General features: G+C 47.5%; 19 protein-coding genes and 3 pseudogenes. 13 read left to right on the top strand and 9 right to left on the bottom strand.

Annotated elements, in window-relative coordinates; all coding sequences use genetic code 11:
• Positions 1-6 precede the first annotated feature (6 nt).
• From AL479_RS19105 to AL479_RS19125, 6 genes and pseudogenes are all read right to left on the bottom strand, one after another.
• Entirely contained in the window at positions 7-2,691 is a 2,685-nt protein-coding gene (locus AL479_RS19105; RefSeq protein WP_061077210.1) for a RecE family exodeoxyribonuclease, read from the bottom strand.
• Between the two features lie 127 nt (positions 2,692-2,818).
• A pseudogene (locus AL479_RS19110) lies at positions 2,819-3,170 on the bottom strand (DNA breaking-rejoining protein).
• 21 nt (positions 3,171-3,191) lie between these two features.
• On the bottom strand, positions 3,192-3,350 hold the full coding sequence (locus tag AL479_RS19115; RefSeq protein ID WP_061077212.1) for a YdaE family protein: 159 nt from the start codon (positions 3,348-3,350) through the stop codon (positions 3,192-3,194).
• Complete coding sequence (locus tag AL479_RS19120; protein WP_061077213.1) at positions 3,350-3,544, bottom strand: DUF1482 family protein; 195 nt, start codon at positions 3,542-3,544, stop codon at positions 3,350-3,352. Before AL479_RS19120 ends, AL479_RS19115 begins: the two co-directional genes overlap by 1 nt.
• Complete coding sequence (locus AL479_RS24120) at positions 3,541-3,666, bottom strand: hypothetical protein (protein WP_257791121.1); 126 nt, start codon at positions 3,664-3,666, stop codon at positions 3,541-3,543. Before AL479_RS24120 ends, AL479_RS19120 begins: the two co-directional genes overlap by 4 nt.
• 2 nt (positions 3,667-3,668) lie before the next feature.
• Entirely contained in the window at positions 3,669-3,893 is a 225-nt protein-coding gene (locus tag AL479_RS19125) for a hypothetical protein (protein ID WP_061077214.1), read from the bottom strand.
• Between the two features lie 282 nt (positions 3,894-4,175).
• Between AL479_RS19125 and AL479_RS23965 the strand changes: the two genes are divergently transcribed.
• Positions 4,176-4,337: a hypothetical protein gene (locus AL479_RS23965; RefSeq protein ID WP_192575239.1), complete on the top strand. Its 162-nt coding sequence runs from the start codon at positions 4,176-4,178 to the stop codon at positions 4,335-4,337.
• A 32-nt stretch (positions 4,338-4,369) separates the two neighbouring features.
• Here the strand turns inward: AL479_RS23965 and AL479_RS19130 are convergent, their stop codons facing one another.
• The 3 genes from AL479_RS19130 to AL479_RS19140 all read right to left on the bottom strand — a co-directional run bounded on the left by AL479_RS19130 (position 4,370) and on the right by AL479_RS19140 (position 6,406).
• On the bottom strand, positions 4,370-5,332 hold the full coding sequence (locus tag AL479_RS19130) for a P63C domain-containing protein (protein ID WP_061077215.1): 963 nt from the start codon (positions 5,330-5,332) through the stop codon (positions 4,370-4,372).
• A 159-nt stretch (positions 5,333-5,491) separates the two neighbouring features.
• Complete coding sequence (locus AL479_RS19135; RefSeq protein ID WP_061077216.1) at positions 5,492-5,899, bottom strand: hypothetical protein; 408 nt, start codon at positions 5,897-5,899, stop codon at positions 5,492-5,494.
• Between the two features lie 120 nt (positions 5,900-6,019).
• The gene (locus AL479_RS19140; RefSeq protein WP_061077217.1) at positions 6,020-6,406 is read right to left on the bottom strand and encodes a helix-turn-helix domain-containing protein; all 387 of its coding nucleotides are present in this window, start codon (positions 6,404-6,406) and stop codon (positions 6,020-6,022) included.
• Positions 6,407-6,509: 103 nt separating this feature from the next.
• Between AL479_RS19140 and AL479_RS19145 the strand changes: the two genes are divergently transcribed.
• The 12 genes and pseudogenes from AL479_RS19145 to AL479_RS23885 all read left to right on the top strand — a co-directional run bounded on the left by AL479_RS19145 (position 6,510) and on the right by AL479_RS23885 (position 15,570).
• Positions 6,510-6,743: a transcriptional regulator gene (locus AL479_RS19145; protein WP_042999729.1), complete on the top strand. Its 234-nt coding sequence runs from the start codon at positions 6,510-6,512 to the stop codon at positions 6,741-6,743.
• A 2-nt stretch (positions 6,744-6,745) separates the two neighbouring features.
• Complete coding sequence (locus AL479_RS19150) at positions 6,746-7,288, top strand: toxin YdaT domain-containing protein (protein WP_061077218.1); 543 nt, start codon at positions 6,746-6,748, stop codon at positions 7,286-7,288.
• A gap of 9 nt (positions 7,289-7,297) precedes the next feature.
• The gene (locus AL479_RS19155; protein WP_061077219.1) at positions 7,298-7,801 is read left to right on the top strand and encodes an HNH endonuclease; all 504 of its coding nucleotides are present in this window, start codon (positions 7,298-7,300) and stop codon (positions 7,799-7,801) included.
• A gap of 386 nt (positions 7,802-8,187) precedes the next feature.
• Positions 8,188-9,090: a hypothetical protein gene (locus tag AL479_RS19160; RefSeq protein WP_061077220.1), complete on the top strand. Its 903-nt coding sequence runs from the start codon at positions 8,188-8,190 to the stop codon at positions 9,088-9,090.
• A gap of 2 nt (positions 9,091-9,092) precedes the next feature.
• Positions 9,093-9,848, top strand: coding sequence for an ATP-binding protein (locus AL479_RS19165; RefSeq protein WP_061077221.1), 756 nt, complete (start codon positions 9,093-9,095; stop codon positions 9,846-9,848).
• A 15-nt stretch (positions 9,849-9,863) separates the two neighbouring features.
• The gene (locus AL479_RS19170) at positions 9,864-10,598 is read left to right on the top strand and encodes a hypothetical protein (RefSeq protein WP_061077222.1); all 735 of its coding nucleotides are present in this window, start codon (positions 9,864-9,866) and stop codon (positions 10,596-10,598) included.
• 23 nt (positions 10,599-10,621) lie between these two features.
• Positions 10,622-10,903 (top strand): hypothetical protein, encoded by a 282-nt coding sequence (locus AL479_RS19175; protein WP_061078017.1) that lies wholly within the window; start codon positions 10,622-10,624, stop codon positions 10,901-10,903.
• A 477-nt stretch (positions 10,904-11,380) separates the two neighbouring features.
• Positions 11,381-11,734, top strand: a pseudogene (locus tag AL479_RS19185) (dATP/dGTP pyrophosphohydrolase domain-containing protein); the annotation flags it as partial.
• A 345-nt stretch (positions 11,735-12,079) separates the two neighbouring features.
• Positions 12,080-12,508, top strand: a complete 429-nt coding sequence (locus tag AL479_RS19190; RefSeq protein WP_225851852.1) for a DUF2946 domain-containing protein — start codon at positions 12,080-12,082, stop codon at positions 12,506-12,508.
• 81 nt (positions 12,509-12,589) lie between these two features.
• Complete coding sequence (locus AL479_RS19195; protein ID WP_061077224.1) at positions 12,590-14,668, top strand: TonB-dependent copper receptor; 2,079 nt, start codon at positions 12,590-12,592, stop codon at positions 14,666-14,668.
• Between the two features lie 267 nt (positions 14,669-14,935).
• Positions 14,936-15,031, top strand: a pseudogene (locus AL479_RS19200) (DNA polymerase III subunit theta); the annotation flags it as partial.
• 125 nt (positions 15,032-15,156) lie between these two features.
• Positions 15,157-15,570, top strand: coding sequence for a hypothetical protein (locus tag AL479_RS23885; RefSeq protein WP_146109680.1), 414 nt, complete (start codon positions 15,157-15,159; stop codon positions 15,568-15,570).
• Positions 15,571-15,694: the final 124 nt, after the last annotated feature.

The following is a 15,694-nucleotide window of genomic DNA, read 5'->3' on the forward strand; positions in this document are numbered from 1 at the left end:
TTCTCCTTATTCCGCGTCCAGAGCTTCAAGACGACGAATGTCATAATCGTTGAGTTCGTCGGTGTAGGTTTCAGTGATTGGCGCTGGCCAGTTATCGTTTTCCATTGCATCGTAAATCTGGCGCAGAACACGACGGTACTCTTTGCGACCAAGTTCAAGTAACGATTCTGACGCCTCGACGACGGCAACCCAGTGGTAACCCGGCTCCTTGTTGACGAATATCCAAGAGAAGCTATCTAGCCCGGCAACATCACAGTACATCGCAGCGCTGAGGTGATAATCACGGTCAATGATTTCCCTGTGCAGGCGCTCTTTTATGCGGTCCTGACGAACATTACCGATGCTGATAGTTTTAAGGTCCGCGCAGGTATTTTCGCTCGCTGTTCTGAGTTCGATATCCGGACGCACCCGGATATTCAGACCTGTTTCTTCATCAATGCCGAAGTAGCTGACCTCAGACTGTCGTCCAGGGTTATTGAGAAGATCGCTGGCGTCGCGGTTGTTGAATATTGCCTGTTGGATGTTTTTGGCTAACATCACCTGTTCGCTGGTAAGAATGGTTTTCCCTGCCATGCTTTCGCGCCATTTCTGCTCGTATTCATCAGCAAAGATTGCGTCTGGGTTAACTGCGCGGATGGATTCCTGCAGTTCTTCCTTCTTGCCAGTCAGTTTCAGTTGTTCGGCTTTAGGTTTGTCGGCGTTGTATTCCCGGATGAACGCTTTGAGCGTATCCGTGTTGGTGAATGCGCCTGCCGGAATGCCGGGAAATATCGCAAATTCATCATCGAATTTTTCAGGCTCAAGAACGAGGGTATGTACCAGACTGCCGAAACTCAGCGCTTCGGTACTTTCACGGCTTATCGTTTTCTCTATATGTCGTGCATTGAAGTACATCAGGCTCAGTCGTGCGTCTTTTACCATCGTTGAACTGATACCATTCGCGGCGTGATAAACGTCGTTCGGCACACCTTCATAACGGCCAGGCTCGAAGTATGACGGCCACTCCGGTGCTGGTTTCTCCTGTTGTGTTTCAGGCGCATTTTGTTGCGCTTCTGGTTCTGAATGGTTTACTGAGTCGTCATTTTGGTACGTTTCAGCCTGACTCTGGTTCAGAATGGCCTGCTCTCCGGCATCTGCTTCTTCACCAGTCCCCAGATTACTTTCGCCTGCGTACAGCGCATCACCAGCCTGTTTTTCATCACCGTCAGTTTTTTGAACCTGCACATTGCTGGTGGTCTCCGGACCCTTTTTAGTGCCATGAGTCGAAGAGTTCTGCATTAAGGCGGACACGTCGAAAATGCCGTCTGCAACTTTTTTTACCAGCTCAGGTTGCTCGGTCTGAGGGCTTGATTCAGTTTTCACCCACTTCGGATCGTTCGGATCACTGATGCCTTCGATATATTCTCCGCGCTCGGCAGCAAGCTGACGGTTAGCTTCTTCTACTGCGTCTTTTTCCGGAGTGTGTCGGGCGGCAGCAAGAATTTCAGCAGTTGGTTTCTCGTGGTTGCTTTCCGTTAAATTGGCATTGATATATCCCCTAAGTCTCCCTGGGTATTGATAATATTCAGGGTGGGCACTTCGAATAAGCGCGAAAATAGCTGCACGGGAATAATCTAGGATACCGGGCGTTTCACGCAGTGCTGAAGACCACTCTTTGAATGGACTTTCCTTTTTCTGAACGATTTCTTTTGCGCGACGGTAAACGCTACCTGGAATGTCATAAATATTAAAATCCATAGGCAGGGTTGCGAGTGCTATTTCAATGTCGAGAACGTCAAAATTATGCTTTACATCCGGATGACGATCGGTCTTATTACCGCCGCCAGCGTTCGCGCCAGATGGTGTGCGATTAATTTCAGACACACGATTTCCTTTAGCCCATTCTTTAACGAACAGGCCACGATCGATATATTCTGTATCAACAAATGCCTGTGCAAAATTCATCATCAAATGCAGGGTGTGTCGTTTGTCCTGCGGGAAAATTCGTTTAAAGGCGTCAGTAAATTTCCACAGGTTTGGGGTATCCAGCTTTTGAATGGCTGGTACGTTATGGCAGGCAAGCAACATGTCCTGGATATAACTGTTACTCATGTCCAGTTCAAGGCGGCTTACTTCGGCGAGCTGTACCGGTGTCACGTGATGTGAGAATGCATCATCAAGAATGAACTGAGAGAGTATGCGGTGGCGTTCGCTCATTCTGGCGACCGGCTGGTTCATTTCCTTTTCCACTTCCTCCATCAGTTCGCCGTTGACGTTGTAAGCGTAAGCAGGGAGACCTCCAGGCTTTACGGCGTTATCTTCGTTGCCAAAGGTTTCTGTATGGTCTTCCAGCACTTCGCCTGTTTCGGTATCAACACCATCAACGATACGCTGACGGGCGGCGGCAACGGCTTCAGATGATGGCAGTGTCACGCCTGGAATTTGCGCCCAGGTCATGTTGTCGCTGCCGAGCTGGTAGAATTCGCAAAAGGTTAAGCTCAATTCGCCTTCCGGCGGCAGCTCGTTGACGACAGGGAAATTAGTAGCGACAGCTTTGAAATAATCTTTCAGCTTTGCGCCTGATTTAATCAGGAGATAATCCAGTGTGGCATTTGCCGATTCAAAATCATCACAGCACCAGAGAACTGCATCTTTCTGGCCTGATGATTTTTTTGCTTTGCGGACTAAAAATACGGGATTAGTTCCACTCATTGTTTTATCCTCACTTCGTGTAGAATGGAGGCGCCTTAATGGCACCTCGGTTTTACCAGGTAGAATGTCCGGTTCGCTTTGGTCGGTGAGACCGGACAGGGCAAGCCCACCTCGTGTGGGCTTTTGCTTAATGAACGGTGCTAAAAACTTTTTCTGAGTAATCGAGTTTGTATCTGCGGTAGTTACCAAACCCGGCGTTATCGCCATCACTCACTTTCACGGACAGTATTGAGATTGCCTCTACAGCACAGAGAGGACAGTCGAACTTGCCGAATACATAGCCACCGTCGAGAATGACCGTGACCACACCCGTTTCGGCTGAATGAATAACGCCTGATACTTTCTTCTCGCAGTTGAATACAGCCACTTCTTTATTCACTGCTTTCAGGTTCATTTCGATTTTTACGATTTCCATAAAATCTCCAGTTGTTAAATTAAGGGTGTAAGAAGCCGCGCCAAATTAATGGCGAATTTTTCATTTCATATTTCAGGGGTACTAATTAACTTTCGTGCGCCATCTGGTTGTATTCAGCGCATTGTTTAGAGCAATATTCTTTTTCTTTCTGTGCCAGTTGCGAACCGTTGAGATAGAGCAAGGTGCTCTTTACTTCTGCGCCTTCTTCAACAGGCTTGTGGCAATAACCACATTCTTTTTTCATCACCTGTCCTTAAAGTGTTTTGGCAACTCTCCGTTTTGAACGATACCTTCGAGCGGATAACAATCAGTGATACTACTTTGCTCACTGGCTGCGGATTCACACTGTTCCCTGCTTCCATATACGCCGATGATGCCTTCCTGGAAGTCTCCGTTTGCCATGGCAATCGTCAGCACCAATGCGTACAGCGTGTTCATTTGTTAGCTACCGTTGCACTATTACCATTTTTCAGAACTCGCCACAGGAAACGCAGTGGTGCAGTAAAAGCATTCCCGCGAACGGCCTGGATGCGTGCTGGCTGACGTGCGAAATCAATCATTTTCACCCCCTGCGATGACTGTTTTTAATGTCATTCCAGTATTGAAAAGTGCATGGAATGTTTGCATCCATAACTGCCTGCGTGGCCGAAATGATGTTTGCATGCCAGGTTACGCAGACAGTTGCTCGCATCTGCACATAACGCAGTGACGGATCCGCCTTATTCATCAACATTCCAGCGCGTGCCGCATCGCTGGAGCTTTCAAAGCTAAAAATAACCTCACTCATGATTTATCCCTCTGCTTGCCGTTATCGCCCGGCTGGCGGAACGTTTGAAACCTGCTGCGCGTTAACTGATCCACCTCATTCCGGTCTTCGTATGCCCCGGACGGCTACTTCGTGGGCGTCCTGCCTGGGTGGTCGTGTCGCTGTGAATTTATATTAAGCCTTAGACTTAACTCATGTCAAGTTCTAGGCTAAATTCATAATTAAGTTTTAGGCTTATTTCTATGGCGAATGTACGAGAGTGGAGGATGCTTATGGTCAGATAAACATCAGTGAGGGTGGGCTATGGATAGTGACGAACTGGAAGAAGACCGTGCCGCATTCATCGCGGGTGAAATTGGCGGCGTGGTTGTTGATAGTCTGGAGGCAAAGCGAAAGGCGGCAAGGAATGTGATCCACAAGGGGTTTCTGCGCGATTCAGCGGCAATGGTGAGAAAAGGGCAATAAAAAACCCGGCGCGGTGGCCGGGGGTCTACACCTTACTTATTTACTTTTACCAGTGCGGCTTCGTAAGAGTCTTTATCGTCAAACAGGCTTGTTACTGCCAAGACCTTACCTATTTGTTGCTTCAAGGCCTTGACTCCAACTTCTGATAAAAATTGGTGAATCTTATCACCGGGCTTCCCAAACTCGTCCTTGCTGCTCTTAGCTAGATCAAGGATCTTACCTTCACTTCTCGCCAAAGGCTTATAGATTTGCTCAATTGTTAATTTTTTGAATAAGAATGGACGACCACGACCGGGCTTATTCAGTTGGTAAATTTTATACCACGCCTCATAAAGCTCATTAGGGAACTCTTTTTCGTACTGTCTAGCTTCTTCCCGGACAAACGCTTTGAAGAGATCAATTACTTGTTGAACTTCAGGTCTAAAACCAGCAACGGCATAAGCAACATTCGTTATACCAACCTTTGCAGCTGAGTTTACTAAGTCTTGGGCTTGCATGGCAGCGTTTAATCTGGAGCCCGGGAGGTCTCCATTGTCTTTAGCCGCGGTAAGAGCCTTACAAATATCGATGACAACTGAAATATCATAGCCATGACCGCCAGTAAATGAGCCGAGGAGTGCGCCATCGTTCTCCCATTGAAAAATATAAGGATTTTCCATTTTATCTAGCAAAACTGCGTCAACGTAATTCTGCATATACTGAGCATTTAGTACTCGGTCTATATCCTTTACTCGCTCACCAAGACCAATAAGTTTTGCAAGGCCCGTCTTAGTCACAACGGCAGTTTTGGATTCATTATCTAAGACATAACATTCTGTATCTATGCCAAATTCTTCCATGAAGTTACCCTTATGAGTTGCCTTCAATGGCTTATCTTTCCATCTGGCTGCTGCTGCCTTTTTTGCAATATCTGATCGCTGCTCTTTTGTTAATGATCGTGCTCTAGCAACACCACCTTTTGCCTTACCTTTTGGTTCTTTCTTATCGTCTGACATATGCAAGCACCTTGCTGTGAAATGTGCTTGCATTAAATCACTGTATAAATAAACAAGCAAGCAAGAAATTTTTTTTATGCTTGCATTGTTATGACGTAAAAAAAGGCCGCATATATGCGACCTCTCATCACCGAAACACCTCATCAGGTCATTGGCTACCTACTGCCTGTCCACATAAGGCAGTAGAATTTTAATTGCTTTTATCATCCCATCGGGGTCAGTAATCCGAAGATCACCATAATCGTTTAGTCGCTCAAATCCCATCAATGAACGTCGGTACTGAATAATTGCTTTATCCAAAGAAGGAATTTTCTTTCTCTTTGTCACACCCATTAGAGAATCAAACTCGTTCACAGAGATACTATCGCTTCCACGATCTGGAAATATTCCTTTCTCGATTAACCTAATTTGATTGTACAATTTAATTCTCAGGACATCTGAAATTGCATTGAATTCCTTACGTTTTTCTCCATTAATGGCATACTTATAACTAAAGTATCCACTTGCAGGAACGGCAATAATTGATACTATCATTGCAATAGTTGCAACGATGTCGCTATAGCTCATGGAGTAATCCCTATGTCTGGCTCTGATACCTTGGCTACAGTTGCTTTGATTATTTCAGTTACAAACTTATCCGTAATATTTATGGGAGATGGCGCTTACGTGATAAATTCGTTGTGATGATTATTCGCTATCACCCTTAATCCGCCGCCCCATGTACTTGGCGTACAACTCGTCGAGTTCCTTCAGTCGCAGAGATACGATCCGCAACATGTTCTGCTGCTCTTCTTCCGGTAACTGGCGATAGAGTTCCAGCAGGCGCTGCTCGTCTGGCTTAAGCCCGTTCTTTTCTCCGACATCTTCACCTAGCAGCCAAGGGACGGATACGCCAGCAGCATCAGCTACAGCTAATGCAGATTCTTTGCTAATAACCCCTTTTTTGAACCAGCCGTTTACGGATTGCGGAGTAATCCCCGCAACCCTTGCCATATCAGATTTTGTCATCCCTCGTTGCGTCAGCTCTGTCAAACGCTCGATGAGAATCGGGTTAAGTATTTTTTTCTCAGCCATATCAGAAGAATAAGCCTTTTGCTTATAAATTAAAATTCGCTCAGGACTTGATCTTTTGTTAAGTCTGAGGCTTAATTTATTTGTGAATCTAGTGGAGATACTCATGAACGGATTAGAAAAGGCCATTCAGAAAGCTGGCACTGCCAGCAACTTAGCCGCAAAGCTAGGCATTAAACCGATGTCGGTTAGTCGCTGGAAAACACGATACAAGGGCGTCGTGCCAGCCGATCGTGTTTTACCAATTTTCAACGCAACTGGTGTTACCCCCCACGAATTGCGCCCTGATCTGTATCCGAACCCAACGGATGGATTACCGGCGCAGGAAGCGAGGGCGTAACCGTGCATTCAATTTCATTTCAACAAAATACCGGGTTTCCTCCGGCCACGATGATAAATCGCAATCAGCCTGATCCGGCGGATACGCATGACCTGATTCGGGCTGCCGTTCGTGCGTGGTCGGCATCGCTGGACAACCAGGACGTAGTCGCCGGGATCATCGTTGAAGAATGGGAGCGACAGGGCGGCGCCGGGCTGGATTTTCCTAACGACCTGAGCCGCAAGCGGCAGAAACTTTTCCGCTGGCTGGACAGCGACACCGGATATGCGTGCGAAAACATCCGCCAACTGACTCCGGCAATCCTGGCTGTTTTGCCGTTGGAATTTCGTGGGCGCCTTATCGGGCAGGATTGCTTCATGACGCGTTTTGCAGCGATGGAGAAGGAAATCAGCGAAGCGAAACAGGCCGTAATGCTGAATGCCCCAAAGCATCAACTGGTGAAAGAGGTCAGGGAAGGGATTGAGCATCTGCTGAATATGTTGCCGGGTGATGCTGTCGTTCAGGTTCTGAGTGGTATCGCGGCCATAGCGCCGGGTGTCATGTGAGGCTACCAGATGAATCAAATTAGCCGTGAAAAGGTTCTTGAGTATCTCCGGTACGACCCTGAAACGGGAGAATTTCGCTGGAAGGTAAGCACTAACGGAAGAATTAAAGTCGGTCAGATCGCTGGATGTCTTGAGTTATCCGGTTACATAAAAATCCGTATTGAGGGGAAGTCATACGCCGCTCATCGCCTGGCGTGGATTGTTGTCAACGGCGATATAGGTGATTTGCTTATTGACCACATTTACGGAGTTAAAACCGATAACAGAATCGCCAACCTCCGCTTGGCATCTAATTTGGAAAATTCAAGAAACAGGCGAAACCAGAAAAATAAAAGTGGGGTTAGAGGTGTTTATTGGAATGAGCCATATGGCAAATGGCAGGCAAGCGGCTTTAAAGATGGCCGACTTATCAGCCTTGGTTACTTCGATAAAAAATCTGATGCAGCGAAAGTTGCTGTTGAATTTCGGCGGAAAGAGTACGGCGCATTTTGCCCCAATCTGGAGGCGTTATGAGCTGGGAAAGTTTTATTGAAAAGCACGTCCGGGAAGAGCTAATCCGGCAGGGCTTCACTGCGGCAGTAGCGCAGGGGGGGCATTTCAGGCTGTCGACATGTACAAGCGCATGAGCCAGGCGAGCAGGAAAGGGAGGATTTTTGATGATGTTCTACGCCACGCGAAATTATGGGCTGAGAAACAAACTTTGCCAGCGGATCGGTTTGATTCAAAACGGGCTAAACGGGGCAGGCAACAGGGCTTGTGCTGAAAGGGGGAAGACCGCTGTGCGCCAACACAGACGGCCTTCGGTGTAATTCCAGGCAGAAATTACGAGGAAATTATGACAGAAAAATCAGTCGTCAGAAAGATAGATGGGCCACCACTTTAGCGATTAAGAGGTTTTTATGCGTGATTACGCAACTGTTGCACCTCAGTTCTGGCTTGGAAAGACCGGGCGCGAATTGAGGAAACAAGGCGCGGAGGCGCAGGTGGTTTCGTTTTATCTGATGACCTCGCCACACGCAAACATGCTCGGTTTGTATTACCTGCCAGTTCTGTACATAGCGCATGAAACAGGACTTGGCTTTGAAGGGGCTTTGAAGGGGCTTAAAAGGACCATTGAAGCGGGGTTTTGTAGCTATGACGAGGTCACTGAGATGGTCTGGGTGCATGAAATGGCTGCCTATCAGGTAGGCAAAGAATTGAAACCTAGTGATAACCGGTGTGCTGGGGTCAGGAACGAGTATGCATCATTAACTGATAATCCTTTTTTATCAGCATTTTATGAGCGTTATAAAACAGATTTTCATCTGAGTCATAAGCGTGAATCTCATCTGTTTTCAGAAGGGGCTTCGAAGGGGCTACGAAGCCAAGATCAGGATCAGGATCAAGAACAGGATAAAGATAGTTCGGGGCATGGCTCCGCCACCCCAACAGATGATCCGGAACAAGACGACGGCGATAAACCTGAATCTCAAAAAAAATACCCTGATGAGTTTGAGCGAGTCTGGACGATTTATCCAAAACGGTCGGGGGGTAACAGCAAGACCGATGCCTTCAAAGCCTGGAATGCCCGAATCAAGGATGGAGCTACCGCAAGGGAAATACACGAGGGCGTGGAGCGCTACGCGGCATTCGTCAAAGCCGAGGGAAGCCTGAATACGCAATTCGTGAAACAGGCGAAAACGTTTTTTGGTCCCGGTATGCACTTCAGTGAACCGTGGACGATCCAGCAGGCGTCAGGTCCCCGAGATCCTAATCAGATTTCGGAGCCTGATAAAAAAATCCCATCGGGGTTCAGGGGGTAGCGATGAAAAACATTGTCAGTTCTGGCGGAGCTCTCGAACGCCTGAAAAGAATTATCCCGGCCAGCGTTCAGCCTAAGTTTTCCACCGTTGAAGAGTGGCGAGCATGGCAAGAATCAGAAGGCCGAAAACGTTGTGAGGAACTGGAGAAGCTGAACCAGAAATCAAGAACCGAGAAAATTTTCGGGCGCTCCGGAATTCAGGATCTGCATCGCAGCTGCACGTTTGCTAACTACAAGGTTGACGTCAATAGCGACAGCCAGCGTAAGGCCTTCTCGTTGGCAAAAAGTTATGCAGAGAACTTTGGTGCTGGATTCGCCAGCTTTGTTTTCAGTGGTGGTCCTGGTACCGGAAAGAACCATCTGGCTGCTGCTATCGGCAATCATCTGCTGGCTGGTGGACATAGCGTGCTGGTGGTGACTATCCCCGATCTGATGCTACGGGTGCGTGAGTGCTATGACGGCGGGCAATCGGAAGCGTCACTGTTAGATGACCTCTGCAAAGTCGATTTGCTGGTGCTGGATGAAGTCGGAATTCAGCGTGGCAGCAGCGGCGAGAAAGTCATTCTGAATCAGGTTATCGATCGTCGTCTGTCCTCCATGCGACCGGTTGGCGTACTGACGAACCTGAACCATGAAGGCCTGCTTGATGCGTTGGGCGCACGGGTTATCGATCGCCTCCAGATGGACGGCGGGATGTGGGTGAATTTTGACTGGGGAAGCTACCGGAAAAACGTTAGCCACCTCCGGATCGTTAAATAATTTCCTGGAGGTTTTATGGAAACCGTAATCGATGTTTTAAAAGCAATGGGCAAAGCAACATACCGTGAAGTCGCGGCACGCCTGGAAATTGAACCTGTTGAAGCGCTGAATATGCTCCGCGAACAGCGTGAACAGGGATTGTGTGATTTTTTCGATGGCGGATGGGAAGTAACAGGTGATGCTGACGGAAAAACAAGTATTCGGTCAGCGCCAGCGAAGACCGTACTGCGTGCGAAAAATTTAAACGACACCCCAAAGAAACCGCTGCGCGGTGAGGTTATTGAGCCGATCAAACCTGAGGCAATCGTCGCACTACTAACCGAAAACGGGAACATGGATACCGTAGCGCTGGCGTCGGCTGTCGGACGAGATCCAAGAGGCTTAGCGTCAAACCTCTGCCTGATGGCAAAGCGCGGACACATCAAAAAAATCGGTCAGGGGAAAGGCGTTAAGTGGGGACTTCCTGACGAAACGGAAATTACCCCGGAGCCAGTGTTTGCAGAACTACCGGAAATTGAGATCACGCCGAAAGTTGCGATACCTTCGGCAGGGACCGAAACATTCCTAGAGAGCATCCCTGTACTGAGAAAACCATCTCAGCCAATGCGGCTCCCATCACTACGGGAAATCAGCAACCAGATCCGCAAAGTCAAATCCAACCTGCACGGACTGGAGAAACTCCGTGTAGCCGTTCGGGAAGTTAACAAACATCGCCGTGCACTGAATTTATTCAGCGGAGAGGATTTGTGAGCAAGTGGGTTAGCGCAGAAATCATGATTATTCGGCAGTGCGCCGGGACCATGACAGTAGGAAATATTGGCCGGCTAATTGGCAGAACTGGCGCTGCGGTACGCACTAAAGCTCGCGCGCAGGGAATCAAACTTTATCTGCGCGGTGATCACCATCAGTCGGCCCGGTACCGTCAGCATGATGTTGAACTGGCGAGGGAGTTACATCAGGAGGGCATCAGCCGCCGGGATATTGCCGAAAAGCTAGAAATGCCGCTCAGCGCAATTAACCAGTATGTCTATTTCGAGCGGAGGGTACAGGCGTGATAGCAACATACAAACATCTTCAGGGACAACTGGAAGCCGCAAAGGAGCGCATAGCAGAGCTGGAGGCTGAGAAAGCGGCGTTGCGTCCAATTGGTGTTATGAGCGAGAGGGCATTTCACAGACTTGAGCGCAGCGAGTCTCGATTCATTGCTTTATGGCCAAGACCGGGAATTTATCTACCGCGTAAGCGTCCTGATGATGGCGTTATTGTTTACGCCAGAACAGCCGCTGGCATCGGTAAGGGGGAGTGAGATGAATATAAGCGATAAGAAGAAGCTAGTTACGGAATTTCTTGAGAAGTTGAACTGCAACGATATTGATGCAACTTTGAAGCTTCTAACAATGGTTGTTGCGGAGTACATGCAAAAAGATGGTGTCAATGGATTTGATGTGTTTGCTGGGAAATTAAAGGTGTCAGTTGATTTATATTCCCACGGTGCGTACCCGGAACAAACAGCCAATAAGGACGAGACAAGCATGGTAACCGTATTGCCTGCCGCCCTGCTTCAGGGTAAGGCTGTGTTGCCAGACGAGAAAGACGCATCACTCCAACTACGCAATCTAATCCGTCAGCGCCATGCCGAATGGTCAGATAAGACGTTCGGCAATGTTGGCCCGCTTAAACACCTCAGCAAAGAAGCGCTGGAAGCCGCAACTGAATCTGACGACCTCAGTGAGTGGGCAGACATGCAGTTCCTGCTCTGGGACGCCCAACGCCGCTCCGGTATCAGCGATACGGAAATAACCGCAGCGATGGAAGAAAAGTTGGCGGTGAATATGGCGCGGCAATGGCCTGAGCCGAAAGACGGAGAACCGCGGCTGCACATCAAAGCGGATCAACAGCAGGAGCACAAGTGATGGATCAGCTACTGCAATACGCCACCAACCGGATCATTTAGCTGGAAAACCTCCCGCTGGCGGATGTTCCTGAAACCGTTGGGCCAGCGGAAGTCAGCATAATGTTTTAGCTATTAAGCTTCATATAACGTGATTGCAGCAATATTCGCTATGTAATTGCAAATATTTCGAAAGTGATTCTTATACTTCCACGATAAGAGCGCATAATTCCACATGCTGCAGGTAATAAGAATGCTTATCGTTTGTATTTTGTTTTTGTAACATTCAAAGATAAAATCAGATACACTTTCGGCAGATAAATTAATAGCTGGAAACATTTTGCAAGGGCGCATACGAACTAATCACATAGCCGCATGGCTGGCGCTGATTGCTGTCGCCATGCTGTTCGTTGCACCGGCCATCTCCAGAACGATAGCCCACCGGACAGGTTGTCAGCACATCACGCATGCTATGCCAGGGATACACCATGACATGGCGATGTCTGCGGTCTGTGAACCGTCTTCGCTGATGGATCAGCAGATGATGTCTGGTAAGGCAATGTCTCCGATGGAAGAGATTGCCTGCGGATATTGTCAGTTACTTGTGCAACTGCCGTTTATCCAGTTTGCGCTTGTATTTTTGTTGTGGTTGCTCCTGCTTTTTGTCCTTCGCTTCTCATTAATTCCGCTTAACTGCGTCACGCTCTTTCAACCCTGGGCACCTCAGCGTGCCCGTGCCCCGCCTGCTGTATTTCAGTCTTCGTTTTAAGCAACAAAACAGTAAGTCAGTAACGTCATGCTCATTTTTTAAGGGCAGATTTTGTTACGCCTGAAAACAGTAAGGTACTTTATGAAAACCAACTATTTTGTACGCACGCCACTTGCTTCTCTTGTCCTGATGGCGTTGATATCAGACACTACTTTTGCAGAAGAAAAGCACGACCATTCTCAGATAGAGAATGATTCTGTGATGATTGTAACTGCGCCAGTTTCCACTCCGCTCGAAATTGTTACCTCGCCCAAAATACCCCGTCAGCCAATTCCGGCAAGCGACGGCTCGGATTATCTGAAAACTATTCCTGGGTTCTCACAGATACGTAACGGTGGAACCAATGGTGATCCTGTGTTCCGTGGCATGTTTGGCTCTCGTCTGAAAATTCTGACTGATAATGGTGAAATGCTTGGTGCCTGTCCGGCACGTATGGATGCACCAAGCTCCTATATTTCTCCTGAAAGCTTTGATGTGTTAACTCTGATTAAGGGCCCTCAGACTGTGCTCTGGGGGCCTGGAAACTCGGCGGGAACTATCCGTTTTGATCGTGAACAGCCACGCTTTGAAAAGGCGGGGGTGCAGGGTACTGCCAGTCTTCTTGCTGCGTCAAACAATCGCTGGGATGAAAATGCTGATGTCAGTCTGGGCGGTGAGGAGGGATATCTTCGCCTCATTGGCAATAAGTCACGTTCGGATGACTACAAGGATGGAAATGGAGACCGCGTGCCCTCCAGATGGGATAAGTGGAATGGCGATATGGCTATAGGCTGGACACCAGACAAAGACACACTTCTAGAGCTTACTGCAGGTAAAGGCGATGGTGAAGCACGCTATGCTGGTCGCGGTATGGATGGTTCGCAGTTTAAGAGGGAAAGCTTAGGAATGCGCTTTGAAAAATCCGGTATTGGCGAGGTATTCGATAAGTTTGAGGCAAATGTATATTACAACTATGCAGATCATATTATGGATAACTATTCCCTGCGCTCTCCAGGCAGTAGTATGTCGGAGGGGATGTCAGGTGATGAGATGGGGGATGCTATGGGTTCCTCAATGGACTCAGCAATGGACTCAGACTCTTCAATGAATATGAGTATGCCAATGGCGATGGAGGTTGACCGTCGCACTGTTGGTGGAAGAATGATGGGAACCTTCCTTTTCTCAGATTTTGAGCTTCGCAGTGGCGCAGATACACAACTTAGTACACACCGTAATAAAATTGATGATCGCTGGAATAAAGACGCCCGTTTCCACGATTACGGTCTTTTCAGCGAACTGACCTGGAGTGTAACTGAGCAGAACAAGGTAAAGGGGGGCGCACGTCTCGATCGCGTTCTGGTTGATAATTACACTGATGTGGGTTCAGCAAAACGGACTGATACATTACCGGCCGGTTTTGTTCGCTTCGAACATAATATGGCTGACATACCGGTTATGTTTTATGCAGGTATAGGCTACACGGAGCGTTTCCCCGATTACTGGGAGCTTTTTTCGCCGACTTATGGGCCTGGAGGTTCTGGTGATGCCTTCGATAAACTCAAAACGGAAAAAACAACTCAGATTGATATAGGTGCTCAGTACAACGGTGAACGTATAAACACTTGGGTATCCGCTTATATTGGTCGTGTAAATGATTTTATTCTGTTCCGCTATGATCCTGATAATGCATATATCAGCCAGGTTGATAACGTCAATGCAACCATTATGGGGGGGGAGGCAGGTATTGCGTATAAATGGTCAGACTCATGGAAAACGGATGCCAGCCTTGCTTATTCGTGGGGGGAAAATACATCCAACCATCAGCCTTTACCACAGACACCACCGCTTGAAGCCCGTCTGGGGCTGACCTGGGAACAGGGCGACTGGAGCAGTACTGGCCTTTTGCGTCTTGTTAGCAGCCAGAACCGTGTTGCTATTAACGAAGGCAACGTCGTTGGTAAAGATTTTAATAGTAGTCCTGCTTTTGCTGTGTTTTCGGCGAATGCTGCATACAAAGTTAATAAGTACGTTAAAATTAGCGCCGGCGTTGATAACTTGTTTGACAAAACGTACAGCGAACACCTGAATCTTGCTGGAAACAGCAGTTTCGGTTATTCAGCAAACACATCAGTTAATGAATCCGGCAGAACCTTTTGGGGTAAAATAAATCTCACTTTTTAATGACATTTTTGCATGGCAGTAAAAGTGCTACTTATGTTTTGCCTTGATAACTCTATGTACTGCTCCAGCTTATCGGAGCAGTATATTATTGACCAGGACTTCCGTAGTGTGAAGTATTCGAAAGGCAAGCAGGTATCTGTTGCGGTAAAGTGATTTCACCCCCCTTCACTGAAGCTCTGGTGCGTGCTAATTAGCTGGAACTGCACCAGCCGAAAGAAATGGTGATGTAATGTATAATCTCCCTCAAGGTATTGAGGGAGATTTATCATGCCAGAAAGGAACATTGTTGCAAAAAGTAAAGAAGAGCAAGATAAAGTAAACGTGGATTTAGCCGCTTCAGGTGTGGCGTACAAAGAGCGTGTTAGATACTATTATGGAAAGGGTTTAGAGTTGCCATAAATGAGTGACCAAGCATATAACAAGGATTAATAGTGTTCCTAGGCTAACTGGGAAACCATAAAACGAACAACAATCATGGATTGAGGACAATGGGAAAATACTTATCAATAGCAATTATTTTATTTTTAACCTATGGCGTGTACGACTGTAGTAACAGAGTAAAAGAAAGACAAGAGAGGAAAGAGCGCTCTGCACAATTTTTCCGAACGCCAGCAGGTCAGGATTTTACTGCAAAAGTAGAATCTATTGGCGGAAGAACCCCCATTAAATCATTAACCGGTAATTTGTTTTACAGAGGGATGCGGTGCTATGACGATTGCTCCGGACATATCGCCGGGTATGAATACGCAATTAATTATGGCCTGAGTAATACGAGCCAGTGTGACGAGAGCGATTCTGAATCATTTGCGGAAGGATGTTCTAAAGGCGTTCAAGACATCATCGATGAGTATGAACCAGTGGAAGATGATCGCGATTATGGAGAACGAGAAAGCAGATGGTAAACAACTGATTATTGATAATCAATTTTAATAACAGTGCATAATAATCGTGTCGTCAACCTGATGCCCGGCGATGGAATTGCACTAGACGGTGACGTTTACACGCACACAATATCTGAACTCAGAG

This window comes from Citrobacter amalonaticus (assembly GCF_001559075.2).
Lineage (GTDB): Bacteria > Pseudomonadota > Gammaproteobacteria > Enterobacterales > Enterobacteriaceae > Citrobacter_A > Citrobacter_A amalonaticus_F.

Excerpts from the sequence above, each read along its gene's own strand:
- AL479_RS19170 (WP_061077222.1), top strand. The coding sequence starts at position 9,864 with ATGGAAACCGTAATCGATGTTTTAAAAGCAATGGGCAAAGCAACATAC.
- AL479_RS19175 (WP_061078017.1), top strand. The coding sequence starts at position 10,622 with ATGATTATTCGGCAGTGCGCCGGGACCATGACAGTAGGAAATATTGGC.
- AL479_RS19160 (WP_061077220.1), top strand. The coding sequence starts at position 8,188 with ATGCGTGATTACGCAACTGTTGCACCTCAGTTCTGGCTTGGAAAGACC.
- AL479_RS19105 (WP_061077210.1), bottom strand. The coding sequence starts at position 2,691 with ATGAGTGGAACTAATCCCGTATTTTTAGTCCGCAAAGCAAAAAAATCA.
- AL479_RS19145 (WP_042999729.1), top strand. The coding sequence starts at position 6,510 with ATGAACGGATTAGAAAAGGCCATTCAGAAAGCTGGCACTGCCAGCAAC.
- AL479_RS23965 (WP_192575239.1), top strand. The coding sequence starts at position 4,176 with ATGGATAGTGACGAACTGGAAGAAGACCGTGCCGCATTCATCGCGGGT.
- AL479_RS19135 (WP_061077216.1), bottom strand. The coding sequence starts at position 5,899 with ATGAGCTATAGCGACATCGTTGCAACTATTGCAATGATAGTATCAATT.
- AL479_RS19120 (WP_061077213.1), bottom strand. The coding sequence starts at position 3,544 with ATGAACACGCTGTACGCATTGGTGCTGACGATTGCCATGGCAAACGGA.
- AL479_RS19155 (WP_061077219.1), top strand. The coding sequence starts at position 7,298 with ATGAATCAAATTAGCCGTGAAAAGGTTCTTGAGTATCTCCGGTACGAC.
- AL479_RS19165 (WP_061077221.1), top strand. The coding sequence starts at position 9,093 with ATGAAAAACATTGTCAGTTCTGGCGGAGCTCTCGAACGCCTGAAAAGA.
- AL479_RS23885 (WP_146109680.1), top strand. The coding sequence starts at position 15,157 with ATGGGAAAATACTTATCAATAGCAATTATTTTATTTTTAACCTATGGC.
- AL479_RS19195 (WP_061077224.1), top strand. The coding sequence starts at position 12,590 with ATGAAAACCAACTATTTTGTACGCACGCCACTTGCTTCTCTTGTCCTG.
- AL479_RS24120 (WP_257791121.1), bottom strand. The coding sequence starts at position 3,666 with ATGATTGATTTCGCACGTCAGCCAGCACGCATCCAGGCCGTTCGCGGG.
- AL479_RS19125 (WP_061077214.1), bottom strand. The coding sequence starts at position 3,893 with ATGAGTGAGGTTATTTTTAGCTTTGAAAGCTCCAGCGATGCGGCACGC.
- AL479_RS19140 (WP_061077217.1), bottom strand. The coding sequence starts at position 6,406 with ATGGCTGAGAAAAAAATACTTAACCCGATTCTCATCGAGCGTTTGACA.
- AL479_RS19115 (WP_061077212.1), bottom strand. The coding sequence starts at position 3,350 with ATGAAAAAAGAATGTGGTTATTGCCACAAGCCTGTTGAAGAAGGCGCA.
- AL479_RS19130 (WP_061077215.1), bottom strand. The coding sequence starts at position 5,332 with ATGTCAGACGATAAGAAAGAACCAAAAGGTAAGGCAAAAGGTGGTGTT.